Here is a 23,622-nt window from a genome sequence, read left to right as displayed (position 1 = left end):
TTAACGTTAGTGTGAAACGACAATTAAACGAATTGCATCCAGTTTAACTTGGGCTTTTTCGATGTAAGTCGTGAGTTCGCTACGCTGTTTATCAAAGAAGCTAAGCTCTTCATCACGAATATTCGGGTTGATCTGTTTAAGTGCCGTTAAACGAGCTTGCTCTTCACCCAGTGCAGTTTGCATTTTCTCTAGTGATTCAGCACGCAGTGCTTCTAGCTTGGTTTGTGCCATGCCTTGTGCGCTGGTGATCATTGGGTGAATGGCACTTTGTAGCGCGCTGGCTAATTTACTTGCAGTTTGGCGACCAACCGCAGACAACTGCTGATTGAAAGCATCAAAAGCAACATTATCAGCCAGATTGTTACTGCCCTTATCTAATAAGATACGGATAGGCGTTGGTGGCAAGAAGCGGCCAACCTGAAGTGCTTTAGGCGCCATCGCCTCAGCAATGAAAATGAGCTCTACAAAGAAGGTACCAGCAGGTAGCTTTTTGTTTTTCAGTAACGCCACAGAGGCAGTACCAAAGTCATCATCACAAATCATGTCTAAGCTGCCTTGCACCATTGGGTGGTCCCAGCTGATGAAATGGGCGTCTTCTTGCGAAAGCGAGGTGCTGCGATCAAACGTTACTGTGATGCCATCATCTTTTAAACATGGGAAAGATGGATTTAGCATGTGCTCAGTTGGTTTTAAGATAATGGTATTTTCACCTTTATCTTCTTGGCTTACACCAAAGGTGTCGAACACATTGATCATATAACTTGGTAGCGTGAATTGATCGTCTAATTCTTCGATATCAGCAACAAGACTTTCGGCTCGGCCTTGGCCACTTGAATGCAGCTCTAGTAAGCGGTCACGACCACTTTCCATTTGCTTACGAAGCTTGGCATTTTGACCTGCAACTTGTTCTAGCAGTGGGTCTAGCTCTTCTTCATCGCAATTGTGTGCACCAATAAACTCAAGTAGTTCTTCGCCATACTCTTTATACAGCATTTGCCCTGTTGTCGATGTCGTTTCAAACGCATCTAAGCCTTCGTTGTACCAACGTAATAACACTTCCTGTGCGGTGTTTTCAAAATACGGCACATGAATGTTTACGTCTTGAGTTTGACCAATACGGTCAAGACGACCAATGCGTTGCTCAAGTAAGTCAGGGTTGAGCGGTAAATCAAACAATACTAAGTGATGCGAGAATTGGAAGTTACGACCTTCAGAGCCAATTTCAGAGCAAAGTAGAATTTGTGCGCTGTCGTACTCGTCGGCAAAGTAAGCGGCTGCACGGTCACGTTCAACAATCGACATACCTTCGTGGAAAACAGAGGCTTTAATCGCTTCACGCTCACGTAGAATCTGTTCTAGGCTAAGTGCGGTTTCGGCTTTAGCACAGATAAGCAGTACTTTTTCGTGTTTAAGGGTTTTTAACGTTTCGATTAACCAATCAACACGTGGGTCAAATGCGCCCCAGCTAGCATTTTCACCTTCAAACTCTTGGAAGATCTTTTCAGGAAATAAAGCTCGAAGGGCTGTTAGCTCAGCATTTTGAATGCCGCCCATGTTACCCAGTACCGACATCGCCGTTTTATATTGTTTAGGCATTGCCATAGGGTATGCATGAAGCTTACGGCTTGGGTACCCATCAATACCGCTACGGCTATTTCTAAATAAAATGCGACCCGTACCATGGCGGTCTAACAACATTGATAAAATTTCGTTGCGCGCCGTTTCATCACCTTTCTCTGCTTCGGCTAAAAGATCAGTGATATCGGTTTCTTTTAATAGCTCTTTTAATGTTGCACGAGACGCATCATCAAGGCCTTTTTCACCGAGTAATTGGTTGGCTGCTTCGGCAACCTCTTTGTAGTTACTTTCTTCTTCAACAAACGCATCGTAGTCGTAGAAACGATCTGGGTCGAGTAATTGCAGGCGTGCGAAGTGGCTGCGATGGCCTAGTTGATCTGGCGTTGCAGTTAATAAGATAAGGCCTGGAATGTCTTGGCTTAACTCCGCTATACGTTGGTATTCAGTGCTTGGTTTACCATTATTGATACTTAAATGGTGTGCTTCATCAACAACCAGTAAATCCCAATCAGCCAGAGTTGCTTGCTCAAACCAGCGTTTTTTCTTACTTAAAAATTCAAGGCTAGTAAGTACTAACTGTTCTGTTTCAAATACGTTTGGTGAGTCAGCAAAGGCTTCATCGCAACGCTCTTCATCAAAAATAGAAAAATGTAAGTTAAAGCGGCGTAGCATTTCTACTAACCACTGATGTTGAAGGTTTTCAGGCACAACAATCAGTACGCGACTAGCGCGGCCACTGATGATTTGTTGATGTAAAATCATACCAGCTTCAATGGTTTTACCTAAACCCACTTCATCAGAAAGTAATACGCGTGGCGCAAAACGTTTACCGACTTCTTGTGCGATATAAAGCTGATGCGGAATAAGGTTTGCTCGCTGACCAATTAAACCTTTTAAAGGTGATTGTTGGCGCTCAAACTGATGCTGCCAAGTTTGGTAACGTAGAGTGTAGCGGTCAAAGCGGTCCACTTGGCCTGCAAATAAACGGTCTTGTGGTTTATTGAATTTGATAAAGTGATCTAAAAAAGTTTCTTTTAACTGTGCTTTTTCACCGTTATCAACGCGTGTGCCATGATAGCATAGTAACTCGCCTTGCTCTTCAACTGACTCAACTTCTAATTCCCACTCTTCAACGCTGCGAATAACATCACCTGGATTAAATGCGACACGAGTAACAGGTGCTTCTGTTAAAGAATAAACTCTGTTTTCTCCACTGGCTGGAAATAAAATGCTGACCTGGCGGCCTTCAAGGGCAACTACGGTGCCTAATCCTAAATCTGACTCAGTATCACTGATCCAACGCTGACCTAAGGAAAAATTCATGTATGTCTCGTCTATGAAGAAAAAAGGCGGCTATGTTACCTGTAACGCCATGCTACTTCAAGGCAGTAAACTCGCCGCACACAATTAAATTTAGTCAACCTTTTTAAGTCATTATTAAAGGTAAAAATTGTATGTATTCTAACCGGTTAAATAATTATATATTTGTTTGTCATAAAAAGGACTTTTGTCGTAAATAGACTAAACTGAGTATATACCTGACGAATAAACCATAGCTTCATCCGCCGCTTGTTTAGTTTATTGGGTATAGCATAAAAATCATAAAACGTAAGGAAAGTGCTATGGAAAAAGCTTCGAACCTTGATAGTAAAATGTATGTGCTTGATACCAATGTGTTACTCCACGAACCCCTCGCTTATTTATCTTTCCAAGAACACGATGTTGTTATCCCCATGACAGTATTAGAAGAGCTCGACCACATTAAAGATAGAAAACATGACGTTAGCCGTGACGCCCGTGTTGCTATTCGTGGTTTAGATGAAGTGCTAAAGGACGCTTCGCCAGAGCAAATGTTGCAGGGTGTCGCGCTCCCTAGTAACAAAAAGGCTAAAACAGATTCTCGTGGCCGCTTAATTATCGTTAATGACCATTTATTTGCAGACAGTATTTCAGGTTTACCAGGCAACGAAAATGACCACCGAATTATCAATTGTGCTGTGCATTTACAAAAGCAACATAGCGACAGCAAAGTGGTGCTTGTAACTAAAGACATCAATATGCGCCTCAAAGCGAAAGGGGCCGGGCTTAAATTTGTTGAAGATTACAGAACTGACCAATTAATTGATGACATAGCGTTGCTTACTAGTGGCTATAAAAAAATTGAAGGCGACTTTTGGCAACATGTTGGTGAGTGCGAAACAGAACAACAAGGCCGAGATACCTATCATCATGTGGCAAAAAGCACGATTAGCGATGTGTTCTGTAATGAATATATTTTAGATGAAAGCGACCACTTTGCGGCTCGAGTAACAAGCTACGATGATAAACAAATTACTTTAAAAGATATCAGTGTTGAACGTTTGATGAGTCATACTGCTTGGGGCGTTAAACCAAAGAATGTGTATCAAGGAATGGCACTTGATGCACTGCTTGACCCAAGTATTGAACTAGTGATCTTAACCGGCCCCGCTGGTTGTGGTAAAACCTTACTCGCGCTTGCCAGCGCCCTTGAAATGATTATAGAAAAAGGCATTTACGATAAAGTTATTGTTACCCGTAATACTCCTGAAATTGCTGAATCAATCGGCTTTTTACCAGGCACGGAAGAAGAGAAAATGGCGCCTTGGTTGGCTGCGATCACCGATACCTTAGAGGTACTACATAAAGGCGATGAAAACCCAATTTCGAGTCGCAATTACATTATGGAAAAAGCCAACGTACAGTTTAAATCAGTAAACTTTATGCGTGGTCGCAGCATTCAAAATGCCGTTGTTATTTTGGATGAGAGTCAAAACTTAACTGCGTCGCAGTTGAAAACTATTATCACTCGCTGTGGCGAAGGCACTAAGCTAATTTGCTCAGGTAACCTTGCTCAAATCGATAGTAACTACTTGACCCCAGTGACCTCTGGCTTAACTTATATTGTTGAACGTTTTAAAGATTTTGAGGGCAGTGCTACTGTTAACTTAAATGGTGTAGTACGTAGCAGGTTAGCCAGCTTTGCTGAAGAAAATTTATAGCTTGCCAGTATACTTATGCCTCGTTAACCTAGCTGTAACGAGGTAAGGTACATATAAGCCAGTGAATTTTTTACCATTAAAGCATTATTATCGCTCTTTGGCAGTGGCACTTATTGTGCCGCTGCTGGTGGCGTTTTTTTTGTGTTTACACCTGTATAACTTAAAACTTGAGCGAGTGATAGAAAGCAGGCAAAACGGATTTAATAATATTACTGCTCAGCTTTCCCATGCGATGAATGCCGCGGATGGCCTCATAGACACCATGTTCAAGCTTTATGAACAGCCACTTTCTTATGATTTTGATCCTAGTTGGACACGTAATGTGAATCAATATGATCACTATTACTATCAAAGTGTGGGCGATGGAGTGGGGGAGATAGTCGGGCAAGGAAAGTTTGCCTCAACGGCTTATGCAATTAATCAATGGCGACGAGTTATTGCCCTCGGCCCCTCGTTTAATACCACTCTGTCACTTATTCAATCTTTAGAAGCCGTGGCTTATGTTAATGAGCAAGGTTTTGTTTACATCAAGCGCCGTAGCATAACAAAAAGTGAATTTCTGACCAGTTTGTTAGATAATAAATTTCGACCTTTATTAATAAATAGCAACAATCTTGCCTCTAGCTCAGTGTTGACCATTAATGGTCATGCCTATTTTGCAATTGGCAAGCAAAGAGCTGCTAATAGTCGCGATTACATTGTGTTGATTTATGATCTTGAAGCAATTTCTAATTGGTTAAAAAAAATAGCGCCTAACTATGGTGAGTATATTTTTATCAATCAAGATAACCAAGTTATTGCCAGCTCAAAGGCAACGCTTAATACGACCATTAGTGCCAGCGAACATTGGCCGCATGTCGCGGTAGATATGCGCAAAAATAACGATAGTCATTTAGTACAAGAAGCTACCAACTTACCTATTTACACTCGTTTCTATGAATCACAGCAAGCTCTTAGTGAACCAGTTGGCTATGACATCTTTTTAGAGTTCGCATTTTTGAGTGTTTTTTTAGTGATGATGTTCAGCGCTGTTTTTTGGTTGAGTCAGCGCATTTTTGTAAAACCGATGACGCACTTAATGAATTACCTTGAGCAGCATGATGAAGGCAAACAAGCGTTAGTTCATTATCGGATTCCTGTTGATTGGCAGCCTTGGTTCAGCCGTGTGAAAAAGGTGTTTAGTCGTAATGAGGAGCTCGTTCAATCTTTACAAGAGGCAAATAAAGCGCTTGATTCCCAAGTACAGGTAAAGTCAAAACAATTGCGCCGTAGTATTGATGCGAAAGAGCGTCACTTAGCGTTATTAAATACTATGCTAAATAACGTGCCGGATCTTATTTACTTTAAGAATATCGATGGCTCGTTTTTAGGCTGTAATAAGGCGTATGAGCGTTATATTGGCTTGCCACAAGAGAAGTTAGTGGGCCAGCAATTATGTGATATTAGTGATGATAAAGGCGAATTAAACGAGCTTGAAAAGCAAGTGCTTAAAGACCGCCAAGCTTATCAAAAAAGATTGACCACAGAAGATAGTAGTTATCTGTTTAGCATTGTGCCATTTTACAACGAGCATCAGCAATTTCTTGGCACTATGGCGATTGGTCGTGATATTACCGAGCAGCATAATGCGCTTAATGCATTACAAAGCTCTGAAGCTAAATTACGCAGTGCTATGGAATATGCTGCTAATGGAGTGCTGTTGGTTTCGCTTGAAGATCAGGTGCTGCAAGCAAATAAAGCAGCACGTAGAATCTTTGCAATTGAAAACGCTAATGACCTCAAATTAATAGACTTATTTGCAGAGCCATCTTATCAGACGCTAAAGGATACCTTGACAGAGTTACTGCATGAGAAGAAAAAAGTTTATCACTTTAGTCTTGAGCAGCAAGAGCAACAACGGTGGTTACAAATTAGCGTGTCATTAGTTTGGAATGCTGAGCAAACACCGGATTACTATGTTGTTCATGTACAGGATGTGACGGATTTAGTGCAAGCAAAAGATGATGCTGAGCGAGCAACATTAGCTAAAAGCCGTTTTATAGCTAACCTAAGCCATGAAATACGCACACCACTTAATGCTGTACTAGGCTTAATTGATGTGATTGCACTGCAAGGGTTAACACAGCCGCAGCGTAACCATGCCGAGCAAGCAAAATCTGCAGCCAATAGCTTGCTTACCTTATTAAATCGTATGCTAGATTTTGCCCGCGCGGAAAGCTCGCAAGTGCAAATTAATAAAGCCCCTTTTAGTGTGCCTGATTTAATCGATTACTGTCAGGGGATCACAGCTCCCTTATGTGCGAATAAAAATATCGAGTTTAAAGTCAAATGTGACCAAAGTATTAGTGATAACTTGGTTGGTGATCAAATTTGCTTGCAGCAAGTATTAGCTAACCTACTCACTAACGCAGTAAAATTCACCGAGCAAGGTACAGTGACATTAAACTTAATGCTGGTGGAGGAATCTGCTGAGCAGCAACTTATTTGTTTTACAGTCAAAGACACCGGTATTGGTATTAGTAAGGCCGATCAAAGCCGCTTATTTGATGCATTTACCCAAGGCGATGAATCATTAACGCGCTCTCATCAGGGGGTTGGTTTAGGTTTAGCGATTGTTAAATACGAAGTTGCATTGATGGGAGGCGAAATTAAGCTTGAAAGTGAAAAAGGCAAAGGCAGTGAATTTTGCTTTTGCTTGCAGCTCGATAAAGCCGTAGAGCCTGTGAAAAAAGAGCTGGTTTCATTGCCTTCTAGTACTGATCTATCTGGACTTTTAGTACTTGCTGTGGATGATAATCCACTAAATTTAAGCATTATTAAAAGCATTTTAGAGCAAATTGATGTCACTGTTGTGTGTGCACACAGTGGTGAAAAAGGCATTGAGCTGGCAAAAAGCCTCAGACCTGATCTCATTTTTATGGATATTCAGATGCCAGAAATGGATGGTTGTCAGGCAACGCGTATTATTCGTCAGTCTTTCACTAAAGAGCAAATGCCTATTTATGCACTCACTGCACACAGTGAAAGCGAAGATATTGAGCATTCTATTTCGGCCGGTATGAATAAGCATCTCACTAAACCTATTGTTGCCAGTAAATTATTTTTAGCAATGAGTGAGTTGGATAGGCCAAAAGAAGTCTTTTTTGATCAAGCTTTTATAATGTCTCAGTTTGCAAATAATACTAAGTTAGTATTAACTATGTTGTCGAAGTTTGCGACTATGGCAGCTGAGCAGCTATTACAAATCTCTACATTAAAAACTACCAATGAGTTGGTTCGTGTAGTTCATAATGTTAAAGGATCAGCTGGCAATCTTGGTTTTAAGCGATTGTCAGCGTGCGCACAACAATGTGAAGCTAGGCTTAAAGCAGATGGCGAATTGCCCGAGCAATTAAATGATGAATTGCAATGGCAAATAAAACAGGTCATTGCATTTATCATTGAACAAGGATCTACTGATGTTGAAAAGAGCCAAGGTACTGATTGTTGATGACGATCCGTTAAATCGCTTGGTATTAGAGAAAACATTACAGCAAGACTATGATGTTTTTTGTGTAGAGAGTGGCGAAAAAGCACTGACGTTTTTAAAAACGCAGACTGTTGATTTATTGATCTTGGATATTGTGATGCCAGGCATTGACGGTTATGAAGTGCTAACTAAGTTAAAAGAAAACGCTGCCACCAGTATGTTGCCTGTTATATTCATTTCTGCAAATACCAGCCATGATGACGAAGCTAAGGGCCTTGAATTAGGCGCGATGGATTACATCACGAAACCATTTAGTGCTGCTATCGTTCGTGCCCGTGTACGCAATCAGCTGCTGATCAAACAAAAAAATGACTTACTCGAAATGCTCGCCTCAATTGATGGCTTAACTGAGATCCCAAATAGACGTTATTTGGATGAAAACTTAGCGCGAGAGTGGCGCCGGTGTCGTCGAGATCAAACTCCATTATCAGTGTTATTAATGGATGTCGATCATTTTAAACGTTACAACGATTGCTATGGCCATCGTGCAGGTGATGACTGCTTAAAAAAAATTGCTCATGCCTTAGTTGGGGCGTGTGAGCGAGGCAGTGACTTTGTTGCTCGTTATGGTGGTGAAGAGTTTGCTGCGGTACTTCCAAATACCTTTGCCAATGAGGCTATCTCGTTTGCAAATAAACTACGAAATGCAGTGAATGAGTTAAACATTCTACACAAAGCGTCGCTAAATGCCGACCATGTCACAATTAGTATTGGTATTGCGACCACAGAAAATGGTCAGGTTTATGCAGAACAAACCTTGCTAGAAGAGGCTGATTTAGGTCTTTATCAGGCTAAAGATGCCGGGCGAGATCAAATTGTATCGAGAATGATCGCTGTAACTGAATCAGAGTAGGCAAAGCCTACTCTTAACTTTAGCTTGCTAATTAGCCGTTACTTAGCGATTTATAAATTGTATCACCCACACCAATTAACTTATCATTTTTAAATACGAGTGGCGTACACTCGTCTTTAGTCATCTTGCCATCAGAATGAATGCTATGTGTTACATAGAATAATACCTGATAAACATCATCACCTTGCTTTAACAACTCGGTAAAGTTAGGTGTATTCAGTTTGTTTAATACGGTTTGGTAGCTTGTATCTAATGCGAGATTAGAAATCACTTCACGGTTACTTTTATGCTGTTTTTCCCAGCTAGAAGAACTACCAGCCCAATGAGTGTCGGCTTCACCGTCAGAAACAGCGATGACACAGCCAGTTAAAAATGGTGCAGTTAGAGCGGCAATTAGAAGTGCTTTTTTCATGTTTTTTATCCCTAAGAAATTGTTTTATAGTTAAACCTTGATAGCAAACTGCTTGCCAAAAATTTTATTTCTAATAAAATCATTGGGTTAATGTTATTTTGCGCAATGGGGCTAAGTAAAAAATCACTAACTACTTAGCTCTATTGACTAATATATTGCCTTTTAGACCAACCTGTTACGCATCTCGCCCTGATTAAATGCCTGAATATTTAAAGCTATTTCGTTAACTAAGCGAACAATAGACTCTTGGCTTGCCCATGCGATGTGAGGCGTGAGCAATAGGTTTGACCCTTTGTAGAGTGCTAGCGGGTTTGATTGCTCTGCGGGTTCTTTGCTGAGTACATCAACACCAGCTCCAGCAATGATATTATTAGCCAATGCATCTGCTAAATCAGCTTCATTGATGATACCACCACGGGCGGTATTAATAATGATGGCTGACGGTTTCATCATTCTTAACTCTTCCGCGGCTATTTGGTTGCGAGTTTCATCAGTTAGCGGGCAGTGAACACTAATAATATCCGCTGTTTTTAGGGCGTCATTAAAACTGACGCGACCTTCACGAGGTGCTTGGCCTTTACGCTCACTGATGATGACTTTGGCACCAAAGACTCGTGCTACGTCGGCAACGGCTTTACCCAGTGACCCATAACCAACAATTGCCAATGTTTTGCTGGCAATTTCATTAAAGCTGTAATCTAGGCGACAAAACATCGGGCTTTTTTGCCATAAGCCTTGCTGACAATCATTAATGTATCTGTGAGTATTACCCAATAAATTAGTGATTAGAGTAAAGGTATGTTGCACCACACTTGGTGTTGAATAGCCCGCTACATTTGTCACTGCAATGTTATGCTTCTTAGCCGCCTCTAAGTCAATGTTGTTAGTACCTGTGGCTGCAACGCAAATGAGTTTTAAATTAGTCAGCTTAGCCATGGCGTGCTGATCAATCACCACTTTATTACTGATAACTACATCTGCATCTTGGCTGCGCTCAACAACTTGTTCTTGGTTGGTTAAGTCATAACAGGTTAATTTACCTAATTGCGCTAAGGCATCTAACGAAGTGTTGGCTAATGTCGCTGCATCAAGGACAGTAATATTCATGTGCTTTCCTTTTTTAATTTATTGCTTGACCTTGGGGTGTACTCCAAGGTTTATAGTGAGCATAATAAATAAACGCTTCACAATGGAGACGGTGATGAAAATAGGTGAGTTTGCCCGTCAGTTGGGTGTCTCAACAGATACGCTAAGGTACTACGAAAAGCATGGTTTGTTAACGCCAAGTTCGCGTTCAGACGTAGGATATCGTTTTTACTCTGAGGATGATTATAAGCAAATGGCTTTTATTCTCAGAGCAAAGAATGTTGGCTTTAGTTTGGCTGAGATTAAAGAGCTACTTCAGATTAAATTTCATAAAGATCAGCACTCTTGCCATGAAGTTAAAGAGATGACGTTACAAAAACGTGATCTCGTTGCACAAAGAATTGCAGAGCTTACTCGCTTTTATGACTCACTTTCATTATTGGCAGATAAATGTTGTGGCGGTGAAGAACCTGCTGAAAACTGTTCGATACTAACGACGCTGGAGGATATCGATGGACTTACTCATTAATTTTTGGCACCTGTTTTTACTCTCAGCACCTTGGTTAATGCTAGGCTTATTCATCGCAGGTCTTTTAAATGTGTATTTGCCTGCCAACTTTCTTAATCGCCATTTAGGCAAAGAAGGCTTATGGACCACAGTGAAAGCGGCCTTTATTGGTGCCCCAATGCCACTGTGTTCATGTGGCGTAATCCCTGCGGCAATTGGTTTAAGAAGAGCGGGGGCGTCAAAAAGTGCCACCACAGCATTTTTGGTATCAACTCCTGAAACTGGGGTCGATTCGGTCTCCGTATCTTATGTGTTATTAGGTCCATTTATGGCGGTGATTCGCCCTATTGCAGCCGTATGCAGTGCGATTGTGGCAGGTGTTTTAGTAGGTAAAGACAGTGAACTTCATCAACAGCAAAGCACAATACCAAATAAAGAAAGCACTAAAACAGACTCTTGTTGTAGCAGTAAACAACCAGAGCCTATGACCGCATCAAGCTGTTGCAGCAAAGAGGCACCTGTTAAGCCCGCGCAAAGTTGTTGTAATAAGCAAACGCTTAAAGAACCTGAGCCTGTTAAAAAAACAAGTTGTTGTAGTAGCAAGGAACTGCAACCAACACAGGGTCAGCAACACAGTTGCTCAACAGAAAAAGAAGCACCTTCGCAGAAAAGCTGTTGTAGCAGTGAGCACTCAACTAAAACCGTTGAAAGTCGTTTTAGCAAACTGAAACGCGCGGTGAGTTTTAGTTGTAACAAGCTGCTTGAAGACACCATGATCTGGTTAATGATCGGTTTATTCTTTGCTGCTCTAGTACAAACTTATGTACCAGAATCTTATTTAAGCCAGTGGGGTAATGGCATCCTTGCGATGCTGGTGGTCATTTTAATCAGTATTCCTATGTACATCTGTGCGACTGCATCGACACCTATTGCGGCAGGCTTATTACTCAGTGGTGTGTCCCCCGGTGCGGTGCTCGTGTTTATGTTAGCTGGGCCAGCAACTAATATTGCAACGCTTGGTGTGGTTGGAAAAGAGCTTGGCAAGCGAGCAGTATTTGCCTACCTATTAGGGGTAATTGGAACGGCGCTAGCATTTGGCTTTTTAACCGATTATTTAGTGGCGCAGTATGGTTTTGTGGTTGCGCCTATGATGGGCGAAGAGCATGAAGTTTTACCTCATTGGTTAAGTCTTGCAGCGGGTATTGTATTGGCGATTTTAATGCTTAGATTGGTCCTCAAAATGGTATTTAAAAAGTCGTCTCAAACTGGTAAGAGCATTACTTAATTATTTGTTATAAAAATATTTTTTTTACATTGATTGGGATTTAAGTTGGTTAACTATCGCGTCTCGGTTCGCATTTAAAATTGTCTGAGTTATAATCCGCCAATTATTTTTAACGGCACGCATCGCGTGCCGTTTTTTAACTTAAGTAGTTTTTAATGAGTGAAAGTGTGGATAAATACGCCGACATAAGACCTTACAATGATGATGAAGTAGCTGATTCAGTAGCGCGTTTGATTGCTGATAATGCCTTTGTAGATGTAATCGCTAAGTATAACCTACCGCGCTTTTTATCGAACTTCCCATTTCTTACTCGTCCATTGGTACGCAGCCAACTGCGTAAAAAATGGGGTAACACCTCATCGGTTGAGCAAGTTCAGCATGAAGTGGCTGATTATTTAAATAAATTAATTACCCGTACGACTTCAGAAGTGACGTTTTCTGGCATAGATAAACTAGATCCAAAACAAGCCTACTTATTTATCTCTAATCACCGCGATATCGTGCTTGATCCTGCGCTGGTGAATTGGGGCTTGTTTAAGCACAATATGCCGACAGTGCGCATCGCAATTGGTGATAATTTACTGCAAATCCCTTATATCACTGAGTTAATGCGTTTAAATAAGAGCTTTATTGTGAAGCGTTCAGCGAAAGCACCCAAAGAGATGCTAAAAGCGCTGTCGCAGCTGTCTGCTTATATCTATGACTCACTCGCTGAAGGCCACTCAATTTGGATAGCGCAAAAAGAAGGCCGAGCAAAAGACGGTTTTGATCAAACAGATCCAGCCTTACTTAAAATGTTGCAGTTACAAGGTCGTAAGCAGAAGAAAGAATTTGCTGAGTACGTACGCGAACTAAAAATTGTACCTGTGTCTATCTCTTATCAATACGAGCCATGTGCGATTGCTAAAGCGAAAGAGCTTTATCATAAACAGCAACATGGTCAGTATGTTAAACAGCAGGGTGAAGACATTGCCAGTATTGTTGAAGGCTTTAGTACAGCCAAAGGACATGTACATTTAGCGTTTGGCGAGCCAATTGAGTCGGGCTGTGAATCGCCTGAGGAGCTTGCAAAAACGATTGATCAGCAAATAGTTGATTCGTTTTTCTTACACCCAGGTAACTATATAGCGGGTGGTTGCACGCAAGCTATAATTGATGAAGAAGATGCCGCTGCCTTTAATGAGCGCATGGCGAAAGTGCCAGAAGAGTTAAAACCTCTTGTATTAGCGATGTATGCAAAACCATTTCATCGTAAAGCAGAACTTGCTACAAGCGAGTCTGAGTAAGCGATACAGTTAGTTTAAGAGGCCACTTTTTAAAGTGGCTTTTTTTATGGTTAATTTTCAGGCTATACTTTTAATATTCTTTATTAACCGGCATTTGTGATGCAACAAATTGAAATATTTGAAATTCCAAGTCCTTGCAAAGGGATATGCCAAGTTAATAACCGAGGCTATTGTAAAGGCTGCTATCGCAGTCGGGATGAGCGTTTTTATTGGAATAAGTTTACTAACGCGGAAAAGCGTAAAGTGATTAGCTTATGCCAACAGCGTTACAAACGTTACCTTCAGAAAAAACAGCAAGCACAACAGCAGCAAACAAACCCTGAGCAAGGTGGTTTTGATTTTTAAAATTCAGTGAGGTGGTATTTTGATTTTAGAAAGTGCACCGTACCGTTTTCATCAAGCTTTTTGAGCACCCTGGTCAGTTGTGGAATTATTGCTTTATGGCGTTTGTGAACAAAGTGATAGCTCTGCATTGGCATTAACACTTGTTTATGAAAGGCTGTTTGATTAAAGTTTGGGTGCTTAGTTGACAGTAAAAAGTCTAGCAATATTGTCCCTTCAACACGTTTTTGTGTTAGTAAATTAAGCTGAGCAGTGACATTTCTGACTTTGATAACATCACCATTAAATGGGTGACGTTCGATATAACTCTGTGCAGCTGGGTAGCTTGATTGAATTGCTAAAGACTTGAGCTCTTCGTATTGACATTGCTGGCAATTTTTCAGCAGCACTAAATTAAAATCAAAAAGCGGATAATCGACTTTCAATAAATTAGGATAATTATCCTTAACATCAGCAATGCGACCTAACTGTCCATCGAGCACACCTTGGTTAGCGGCCACTAAAGCATTTTGATGATTGAAATCGATAATATGGACCTCATAACCTATTTCCTTATAAGCCATTTTCATTAAATCAATAACATAGCGAGCTTGTGGTGTATCGGCAGGACGATTAAAAATCAGTAAGTTTGTGCTGGCGTTACTTAAGAAGCAAAAAAGCAGCAAAAATAAGGCAAATCCGTAATTAAGATACTTCGACAACGTGCATTCCTTGCGTACATAAATTGCTCGTTAATCTACTTATATGTGCCTCCAAAATCAAGTTTGTCGTGGTCTTTTTAGCCTAATAAAAGCGATTAAAGCGGTCTAATTTTGTTATACTTGTTAAATCAAAAAATTTATTGCTGAGAAAGTATGAGTTTCAATTTATGTAAATTGCCGCGAGAGCAAAAATATCAAATTCAATTGGATTACGAAGCGTCTTTTTGGGCCTATCAAATAAAGCGCGGAAAAAACACGCGTGAGGGCGTCTATACTGCAATAAACAATCGCCCTATCTCTGAGCAAGCTTTTCTTAAGCAGCAATTTGAGCATTACCTTTCGCTAATGAGCTAACATGGCAGACTTCAGATTTTGTTTACTTGAGCCGATTAAAACGCCCTTAGTAAATAAATTTTATGACAAAAACAATGCCCGTGGTCGAGCGACCAAAGCGGATCAGGTGTGGGTTGTTTACAAAGAGTTAGAAATAATTGCTGCCTGCCGGGTTCAAGACCAATCAGGACAATTGTTTTTGTCTACTCTTTATGTTGATGAAATGTGGCGGGGTCAAAAGATAGCCTCACAATTGCTTACTACTGTAACTGATGCACAAAAAGGAACCGTTTTTACCTTCGTGTACCAAAATCTGATTGATCTTTATCTACAAAATGGGTTTAACTATGCATTAACATTACCCAATTCTTTGCAATCGTTGTTTGAGGTATATGCGCATCGAAAAGTAGTTGCGATGCACTTTACGCGTGACACAGTGCCAAGTTAGCAATTTGGAACGTCAATGACTAAGTTCTTCTCCAGTATAGCGTTATTTTTTATTTTGACTTGTGGCTTGTTTAGCCATTCAGCCTTTTCCCAGGTAAAACGTTTATCAACAAGTGAAGGCTTATCACAAAGTTATGTTAACACCATGCTCATCGATAATAGTGGATACTTATGGTTATCGACTGAAGGGGGCCTCAATCGTTACGATGGTTATCAGGTTGTGCATATCAAAGGCCCTAATGGTGAACTTGAAGACTCAATCATTGACCGTATTTACCAAGACCCGCAAGGTTATATCTGGATAGCTTCCCTGCAAGCGGGTTTATTCCGTTATGATCCCACCTCCGACACTTATCAGCAGTTTATTGCTAAACCGACCACTGAAGAGCAAATTTTTATTGAGTCAGTGTTTAGCATGGTGGCTGTTGATGACAAAACACTATGGCTAGGGCGTGGTTGGGATTTTGCCAAGCTAGACTTAGAAACGAAAAAAATCACCTCTATTTTTGAAATTCCTGAGCGGGTAAAAAGCAGTGTTATACGTGAACTTTACGCGTATCAAGGTTTTATCTTTATGGGCACTAGCAATGGCGCTTATGTTTATGAACTTGCATCTGGCAAGGTCCGTAAGTTAGAACATTTGCAAAATGAGCCAAGCCACATCTACCAAAACTATGTGAAGTCATTCTCGGTGATAAACAACAATACTTTGTTAGTTGGGGCTGTGAGAGGACTATATCAGGTAGATATTAGTAATTTGCAAGCCATGTTTGATACTCCTGACATCGCCTTTAAAAATAAATCACTGATCAGTGATTTGAATATTTGGAAGATTATTCCAGAGGCTAACTCAGTTACCTTAGGCACTGATAAGGGCTTATTTGAATATAACCTAGAAACTGGCGAGTTAGTTAAGAATATGCGCTTAAAAGAAAGTGGCTATACTCTAGCTGATACCAGCATTATTGATATAGTGAAAGACCGTTCTGGTGGGATGTGGCTAGCAACCAAAAATGACGGTGCCTTTTACCAATCTTATGATAACTACAACTTTATCAATGTTACAGCCAATACATTAAAGGGTGATGGATTATCTCATCATTCAATTTGGAGTATTACAGAGTTTCAAAATCGCCTTTGGCTTGCTACGCATAATGGTTTAACAGCGGTTGATTTAGAAACTTACGAAAGCGAGGTTTTCTTAAAGGATTATCAAGTCGATCTTATTACAACTGAGTTTAGTATCTACCAAGTAATGCCCTATAAAGATAAGCTATGGTTACATACCAATCGAGGCGTTTTAAGTTTTGATCCGAAAACAGGGCAGGCAACACCAGTAAAAGCGGCAGATCCAGAGAAACAGGTTTTAATTAATGATTGGGTTCATGGCATATTGTTGATGCCATCGGGTGACCTTTACTATGTTCATCCTGATTACGGCATGTTTGTTTATAATATTGATAGCCAAAAAGTCACCCGGTTAGGCGGTAAATTTGATGAGTTTGAGCCGTTCTTAGCTTACGGTTTTTTGCCTGCATTATCATCAAACCCAGAGGCACCTCTATTTTATAATGCAGGTATTCTCTATCAAGTAGATCCTAACACATACGAACTAACCACGATTTATACAGTCCCAGAGCAACACGAAAATGTGGCTGTGAATGTGATGTCATACATCATAGATAACAACAATGTACTGTGGTTATCATTATCGAATTTTGGTTTGATTGGTTTAGATGCCGATACTTATGAACATATTTACACAATTGATTTAGAAAAGAATAAGTTAGGTACATTGCTTTACGATATGGTACTTGATGAAGCGGGCATGATATGGATGAGTAGCCACAAAGGATTATGGCGACTAAATCCAAATAATCTGCACTTTCAACAGTTTACTGGCTCAGAGGGGTTATTCTCAACCGAGTTTAATAGTGGTGCATTTACTAAACTTGAATCAGGGCAAATTGTCTATGGTACGTTAAAAGGATTTACTTACTTTTATCCAATGGATAACCACTATCAGCAAGCTTTAATTGATCACGTTAATATCACTAATCTTGATTTGATGTCTCGTGATTTACCCGCTGAGTTAAAACAGCCAATCGACAGTGTTGTCCTTGAGCATGATGATATAGGATTAGAAGTTGCGTTTTCGGCAATGGCATTCAATTATCAAGAGCGTATTATTTATGAATATCAGCTTGGGGATGGCCAAAAAACGTACACACGAAATAACAACCGTGTGTTATTCCCTAAACTCAGCGCAGGAAAATACCATCTTAAAGTTTGGGCTAAAGATCCATTAACGGGAGATTTAACGCCGCCCGCTATTTTGAATATCGAAGTAAAATACCCACTTTGGCGCGCACCACACTTCATTATTTTATATGTGATTCTGGTTGCACTATTTGTAGCTGCTTGGATATTTAGACGTAATCGAATGCAACAAATATTGCTAGCAGCTCATAAAGAAAGTAAAGAGAGTGAAGCGCGATTAAAGCTCGCTCTTGAAGGTAGTCATTCAGGTGTATGGGATTGGTCATCGCAAAGCCCAATTATTTATCAACCACGTCTTAAAAATGAGCTCGGCTATGAGACCGATAGCGTAAACTTAGATGATTATTTAGCAAAGATTCACCCACATGATAAACAAACCTTCCGTTTAGAGTGGTTAGAGTTTTTATCGACTCAAAAAGGTTATTTCAATTGTACTTACAGGCTGCGTCATGCCGATGGTAATTGGCGTTGGTATAAAGACTTTGGCAAAGTGGTTGAATGGCAAGGCAATGCTCCTGAAAAAGTAGCTGGCACTTATACGAATATGACTCGTGAGTTAGTATTTGAGGAAAATGCTCGCTTGTTTGGTGCGGCATTCGAACAAACACGAGACTGGGTATTTATCTTAGATAAAAACTTACGTATTCGAGCTACCAATAAATCCTTTCAAGATGCATTTGGTTTTCCGGCTGAGCCGCGTTCTAGTCGCTCGTTAACCTTAGGGATGCCAATTCCTACACGAATTCATTACTTGCGCATTATGCAAAAGCTTAAATCTGGTGAGCACTTCTCTGCAGAAGATGTAGTTTCAGTTGCGAGCGGTGAAAAGCGCCAAGTATTGATAAAAATAAGTGCAGTAGCAGGTAATAACCGCCAACTTGATAGCTATGTGATTATTGTTACTGATATTAGCGCGCAAAAGCTGGCTGAAAGTGAGCTACATTTACTCGCTAATTATGATGCTTTAACCGGCCTACCTAATAAAACCTTGTTTAATGATCGGGTGGTCCACGCTATTGAACAGGCTGATTATCATCAAACAAAAGTGGCGTTATTAAACGTTAATATTAAGCGCTTTAAGCATTTTAATGATTCACTTGGGCGCGAAGAATCAGATGAACTAATCAAGCGAGTTGCTAAGCGCTTAAAGCATGTACTTCGCCCGCAAGATAGTGTGGCACGTTTCGATGGTGATGAGTTTGTGATCCTTGCTGAAGATTTTAAACAGCTGGATGAATTACTATTACTATGCGCTAAAGTAATGGATTGTGTTGATACACATATTGAACTGAGCCAACAAGCGGTAAAAGTAAACCTTAGCGTCGGTGTTGCTGTTTACCCAGATGATGCAAAAGACACAAAAGCGTTACTAAAAGCAGCTAATGTGGCACTTTATCACGCGAAAAGTCATGTTGAAGGATGTTATCAGTTCTATAAGCAAGAAATGAATTTACAAGTGCAGCGCACTTTGCATTTAGAATCTCAGTTAAGTAAAGCTTACCAAGAGCACGAGTTTTGTAATTTTTATCAGCCAATAGTAAGCGCAGAAACTTGCCAAGTTGCAGGGCTTGAAGTGCTTCTACGTTGGCCGAGTAATGATGAATATAAACCTGAAGACTTTGCTAATGCCGCAGAAAGTTCAGGGCTTATTACCAAAATTATGTTGCAAACTCTATCAAGAGCATTGATTGAATTGCGCCAGTGGCGTACTACGCATCCTGATTTATATATTTCAATTAATCTCTCCGCCCTTGATTTTGAAAGCGAAAATCTGGTTGAAAAAATACATCAATCAATAAGCGCAATTAATGTACCTGCGAGTGCATTAGTTTTTGAAATCACCGAATCAGTTATGATGCATGATTCGGATAAAGCGCAGCAAAGTATGGAAAAGCTCAAAGCGCTAGGTTGTCGTATTTATATGGATGACTTTGGTACGGGCTATGCCTCACTGACCTATTTAAAACGTTTCCCGGTCGATGTACTGAAAATAGACAAGAGCTTTGTTAATGACATCGGAGTTGATAAAGGCGATGAGGCTATCATTAACTCAACACTTACCCTTGCAAAAAGTTTAGGTAAAGAGTGTGTAGCTGAAGGAGTTGAAAATCGCACCCAGTTACAATTCTTACGTTCTTTAGGGTGTGAGTATTTCCAAGGTTATTTGTTCAGCAAACCTGTGGCGGGAGACGAAGTGAAAGCGCTTTTAGATACACAGTGGAGCGATGAGTTTTTAGGGTAAAGCTAAACGCTTTACCCTTTTAGTTAATCTTGGCGCTTTCCGCAATGGCGGCAATAAAGGCTACGATTACGGTTTTTCAGTTCGTTATGAATCGCTTTGTTCGCCTCTTGCTGACTTAACCCTAGTTTATAACGCAAGTTTTCTAAGTGTTCCTCTTCAACGGGTGAAAGATGGCCATCTTCAATAGCTTCGTGTACCGCATCGGTAAAAACTTGTCTACGTTTTCGTAGCTGCTCAGAAAAACTCGAAGCTAACAAACCGGTTGGAATTGCCACCATGCCCATACTAACGAGTGTAATAGCGCCACCAAATAAGCGACCAAGGGGGGTCACAGGCACGACATCGCCATAACCAACGGTTGTTAGTGTGACCATTGCCCACCACATTGCTGCAGGGATAGAGCCAAATTTATCGGGCTGAACATCATGTTCAATTAAATAAATACCACATGAAGCGATGATCAGCACCACAGCCATTATAAAAAATGCCGCAAGCAAGGAACTGCTTTCTTCTTTAAATGAGTTTAAAAGTAGTTGCATGGCGCGTGAATAACGAGTGAGCTTAAAGATCCGCATCAACCTAAGTACTCGTAAGAAACGTAAATCAACACTCACAAACACCATTAAAATGGTGGGTAAAATGGCAATGAGATCAATCAGCGCCATAGGCGAAAAGAAATACTTAATACGAATTTTTGAGTTTGTTAACGGGCTTTCTTTATGTGCGCTTTTATCTACACAACACCAAAGTCTAAGTACATACTCTAAGGTGAAAATACCGACAGAAATCAGCTCAATCATTAAAAATTCGTGATGATATTGTTTTGCTAAAGGGCCGACCGACTCTAAAACAATCGCCACTACATTGATCATGATCAGTGACATTAAGAACACGTCAAGTGTACGACCAATACGCCGATACTTGCCGTTGCCTTCAAAAACGCGCGCTGTGTAATTTCTTAACCGCTGCAAAATAATGATCCATTTATTAGTTTAGTTTTAGCACCATATTAATGCTGCCTTCTTCAAAATCGCGGGTGATCTTAAACCCTAGTTTTCGTGCCAGCTCAATCATGCCAGTGTTTTCCGGCAGGGTGATCCCGGCAATTTGTTTAATGCCTTGGTTTTTACAATGCTCAATCGCGGCATTCATTAGTATTGTACCGAGCCCTAAACCTTGGCAGTCAGAGCGCACCACAATTGCAAACTCTGCATCTAGCTTGTCAGGATCCATCAACACCCGAGAAACCCCTAGTGTGCAGGCTGAGCCGTTTTGCTCTTGACTGACAATAAATGCCATTTCTCGGTCATAATCAATTTGCGTCATTTTTGCCAGCTGATCATGATTAAATTGCGGTAACTCACCAAAAAAGCGCTTATATCTGTCTTCTTTACTCAGTGACTGATCAAACTCTAAATGTGCTTGTTCATCTTCAGGTTTTATAGGTCTTAATTGTGCTTGAGTGTTATTTTTAAGAGTAACTTCTTTAACCAGTTCAATAGGGTAGGGGCGAATACACAAACGTTTACGATTTGCTTTTGCTTTATAACGGCTCAGGCCAATTGTCGCATCAAGTACTAAAAATTGTCCATTGCTGGCTAAAATAGGATTTAGTTCGACACTGGTGATATCAGGTTGATCGATTACAAGCTGCGAGATACGTGTTAGCAAGGCGCATAAGCGATACTTATCGACTTTTTCTGGTAGTACGCGATCTTTAAGTACGCCTTTATCGTGCGCTGCAGCAATCAGGTATTTTGCCAAGTTCATATTCAGTGGTGGTAGTGCCACTGCAGCTTGAGCGAATTCAAGTCCGGTGCCTGCTTCGCCCAGTAAAATTACTGGGCCAAAGTTAGGCTCTGTTTTAATAGCGATACGCAGCTCATTAGCACCTGCTCGTGGCGCCATCTTTTGCAATGAAAAGCCTTCAATATGGGCATCAGGGTAGGTGTTTTTGATTCGTAGCAGCATGGCAAAAGCTGTTTGCTCAACTTCTTGCGCATCATTTAAGTTAAGGACAACACCACCGACTTCTGATTTAGAGGGAATACTTGGGCTAATTAGTTTTAACGCTACCGGAAAGCCCAGCTCTATGGCTTGTTCTTTGGCTTCGGTTGGTGTGTAAGCAACTTCAGTTTGAATACAATCAATACCATAATGAGTGAGTATTTGGCTTGCTTCATGGGTTGATAAATAGCTTTGCTCTTCGGCTAAAAACTCATTTACGACTGTGCGTGCTGCGTCTTTATTTATTTTTGCATCATCGGTGTTTGATTCTGGCGTTTGCGTTAAATGCTTTTGGTTACGGCGATAACTTACCAAGTGCATAAACGCACCAACCGCACCTTCAGGTGTACGGTAAGTTGGAATGGCATTATTAGCGCAGACTTTACGTGCGGCATACGCAGCATCTTCACCCATAAAGTTTGTCATAACATAAGGGCGAGCCATCTTCGGGATTTTTTCTAAGGTTTCGACAATAATCTCAGCATAGTCTTCACTCGGTGCAAGCGCAGAAGGGGTATGAATGATCAGCAGGTTTTTGACTTCTTTGGCTTGCAGCAAAATTTCTAAGGCTTGTTGATAGCGCCTTGGTGCTGAGTCACCAAAAATATCCACCGGATTCGAGGTCATCTCTGATTGCGGGATCACTTTATTAAGCGCCGCTCTGGTCTCGTCGCTAAGCTCAGCTAGTTTTCCTGAGCTCTGTAATAGCGTATCCACTGCCATGACACCTGGGCCGCCACCATTTGTTAAGATAGTCAGTTGTTCGACTTTTAGTAATTTTGGGTGCATTGCCAGTGTTTGTGTAGCAGCAAAAAGCTCACGTAAGTCGTTTACCCTTAGCATACCTGCTCGCTGGAATAGCGCATCATAGACTGCATCTGAGCTTTGCTTGCCACCAGTATGGATCTCTGCAGCAAGAGCGCCCGCACTGGTTTTACCGGTTTTAATGGCAATGACGGGTTTACTAAACGCAGCGGCTCTAGCTGCGGAAATAAAGCTACGAATATCTTCAATATTATCGATATACAACAAGATAGCTTTGGTTTTTGCATCTCGGCCTAAAAAGTCGAGTAACTCATCAAAGTCGATATCAAGGCAGTCACCGACAGACACAAAATATGAAAAGCCAATCTCTTTATTTTTGGCCCAATCAAGGATTGTTGAACAAACGGCAGCTGATTGGGATACAAAGGCGAGTTTTCCTGGACTGGCAATCGTATGTGAAAAACTGGCATTTAAGCCGATATGAGGAATGAGTAAGCCTAAGCAGTTAGGTCCTAGTAAAGACACATTTGCTTGAGTTGCAGCCTCTTTTAATGCTTGTTTTTGTTCTACATTTAAACCCGCAGCAATCACCACCGCATGTTTACAGCCAAGCTCACCAAGTTCATTAATGATGTTGATTAAGGTATTTTTGTTAGTACAAATAACGGCAAGGTCGGGTACTTTTGGCAGTGCAGCAATGCTTGGATAGGCTAATACCCCGTGTACAGCGCTGTGATTTAAACTAACCGGCATGATCGGGCCTTTAAAGCCCCCTTGTAGCAAATTGCGCATCACCACAAAACCCGCTCGATTAGGGGAATTTGAGGCGCCAATGACCGCGACCGATTTAGGATTAAAAAAATGGCTAATACGTTTAACGCTCATGCTGTTTCCTTCGCTTGCGCTGTTTGTTAAAACTTCAGGGTCTGTTAAGTTTAATACACCCAA

General features: G+C 40.9%; 16 protein-coding genes. 10 read left to right on the top strand and 6 right to left on the bottom strand.

What is annotated here, in order from left to right; genetic code table 11:
* Window positions 1-6: 6 nt before the first annotated feature.
* Window positions 7-2,901 carry an RNA polymerase-associated protein RapA gene (gene rapA, locus J3455_RS15660; RefSeq protein ID WP_178926602.1) on the bottom strand — a complete coding sequence of 965 codons (2,895 nt, stop codon included), beginning with the start codon at window positions 2,899-2,901 and terminating at the stop codon, window positions 7-9.
* A gap of 299 nt (window positions 2,902-3,200) precedes the next feature.
* Here rapA and J3455_RS15655 point away from each other — a divergent pair, with 299 nt between their 5' ends.
* The 3 genes from J3455_RS15655 to J3455_RS15645 all read left to right on the top strand — a co-directional run bounded on the left by J3455_RS15655 (window position 3,201) and on the right by J3455_RS15645 (window position 8,980).
* Window positions 3,201-4,598 (top strand): PhoH family protein, encoded by a 1,398-nt coding sequence (locus tag J3455_RS15655; protein WP_167658205.1) that lies wholly within the window; start codon window positions 3,201-3,203, stop codon window positions 4,596-4,598.
* 61 nt (window positions 4,599-4,659) lie between these two features.
* Window positions 4,660-8,088, top strand: coding sequence for a response regulator (locus tag J3455_RS15650; RefSeq protein WP_349562020.1), 3,429 nt, complete (start codon window positions 4,660-4,662; stop codon window positions 8,086-8,088).
* The gene (locus J3455_RS15645; protein WP_239977956.1) at window positions 8,057-8,980 is read left to right on the top strand and encodes a GGDEF domain-containing response regulator; all 924 of its coding nucleotides are present in this window, start codon (window positions 8,057-8,059) and stop codon (window positions 8,978-8,980) included. Before J3455_RS15650 ends, J3455_RS15645 begins: the two co-directional genes overlap by 32 nt.
* A 31-nt stretch (window positions 8,981-9,011) precedes the next feature.
* Here the strand turns inward: J3455_RS15645 and J3455_RS15640 are convergent, their stop codons facing one another.
* On the bottom strand, window positions 9,012-9,392 hold the full coding sequence (locus J3455_RS15640) for a DUF3192 domain-containing protein (protein ID WP_130049661.1): 381 nt from the start codon (window positions 9,390-9,392) through the stop codon (window positions 9,012-9,014).
* 162 nt (window positions 9,393-9,554) lie between these two features.
* On the bottom strand, window positions 9,555-10,499 hold the full coding sequence (locus J3455_RS15635) for a D-2-hydroxyacid dehydrogenase (protein ID WP_130049660.1): 945 nt from the start codon (window positions 10,497-10,499) through the stop codon (window positions 9,555-9,557).
* 94 nt (window positions 10,500-10,593) lie between these two features.
* Here J3455_RS15635 and zntR point away from each other — a divergent pair, with 94 nt between their 5' ends.
* The 4 genes from zntR (at window position 10,594) to J3455_RS15615 (ending at window position 13,902) form a co-directional block, all read left to right on the top strand.
* Window positions 10,594-11,007, top strand: coding sequence for a Zn(2+)-responsive transcriptional regulator (gene zntR, locus J3455_RS15630; RefSeq protein WP_130052199.1), 414 nt, complete (start codon window positions 10,594-10,596; stop codon window positions 11,005-11,007).
* Entirely contained in the window at window positions 10,991-12,271 is a 1,281-nt protein-coding gene (locus J3455_RS15625) for an SO_0444 family Cu/Zn efflux transporter (protein WP_349562019.1), read from the top strand. The genes zntR and J3455_RS15625 overlap by 17 nt, the downstream gene beginning before the upstream one ends.
* Window positions 12,272-12,426: 155 nt before the next feature.
* The gene (locus J3455_RS15620) at window positions 12,427-13,557 is read left to right on the top strand and encodes a 1-acyl-sn-glycerol-3-phosphate acyltransferase (protein ID WP_167658200.1); all 1,131 of its coding nucleotides are present in this window, start codon (window positions 12,427-12,429) and stop codon (window positions 13,555-13,557) included.
* 99 nt (window positions 13,558-13,656) lie between these two features.
* Window positions 13,657-13,902 (top strand): DUF1289 domain-containing protein, encoded by a 246-nt coding sequence (locus J3455_RS15615; protein WP_178926609.1) that lies wholly within the window; start codon window positions 13,657-13,659, stop codon window positions 13,900-13,902.
* On the opposite strand, the gene J3455_RS15610 is transcribed toward J3455_RS15615, so the two are convergent.
* On the bottom strand, window positions 13,899-14,600 hold the full coding sequence (locus J3455_RS15610) for a transporter substrate-binding domain-containing protein (RefSeq protein ID WP_349562018.1): 702 nt from the start codon (window positions 14,598-14,600) through the stop codon (window positions 13,899-13,901). The two genes, J3455_RS15615 and J3455_RS15610, sit on opposite strands and share 4 nt — an antisense overlap.
* A gap of 153 nt (window positions 14,601-14,753) precedes the next feature.
* On the opposite strand from J3455_RS15610, the gene J3455_RS15605 reads away from it, so the two are divergent.
* The 3 genes from J3455_RS15605 to J3455_RS15595 are packed head-to-tail and all read left to right on the top strand — an operon-like array spanning window position 14,754 to window position 19,902.
* Complete coding sequence (locus J3455_RS15605) at window positions 14,754-14,954, top strand: DUF3283 family protein (RefSeq protein ID WP_130049656.1); 201 nt, start codon at window positions 14,754-14,756, stop codon at window positions 14,952-14,954.
* 1 nt (window position 14,955) lies between these two features.
* Entirely contained in the window at window positions 14,956-15,381 is a 426-nt protein-coding gene (locus J3455_RS15600) for a GNAT family N-acetyltransferase (protein ID WP_250661685.1), read from the top strand.
* A 15-nt stretch (window positions 15,382-15,396) separates the two neighbouring features.
* A complete protein-coding gene (locus J3455_RS15595) occupies window positions 15,397-19,902 on the top strand; it encodes an EAL domain-containing protein (RefSeq protein ID WP_250661686.1) in 4,506 nt (1,501 codons plus the stop codon).
* A 23-nt stretch (window positions 19,903-19,925) separates the two neighbouring features.
* On the opposite strand, the gene J3455_RS15590 is transcribed toward J3455_RS15595, so the two are convergent.
* Window positions 19,926-20,873, bottom strand: coding sequence for an ion transporter (locus J3455_RS15590; RefSeq protein ID WP_306173845.1), 948 nt, complete (start codon window positions 20,871-20,873; stop codon window positions 19,926-19,928).
* 16 nt (window positions 20,874-20,889) lie between these two features.
* Entirely contained in the window at window positions 20,890-23,559 is a 2,670-nt protein-coding gene (locus J3455_RS15585; protein ID WP_349562017.1) for a bifunctional acetate--CoA ligase family protein/GNAT family N-acetyltransferase, read from the bottom strand.
* Between the last annotated feature and the right edge of the window lie 63 nt (window positions 23,560-23,622).

It is taken from the genome of Pseudoalteromonas sp. NFXS39 (genome assembly GCF_040148775.1).
GTDB lineage: Bacteria > Pseudomonadota > Gammaproteobacteria > Enterobacterales > Alteromonadaceae > Pseudoalteromonas > Pseudoalteromonas apostichopi.
This window is presented reverse-complemented; position numbering and strand designations above follow the sequence as displayed.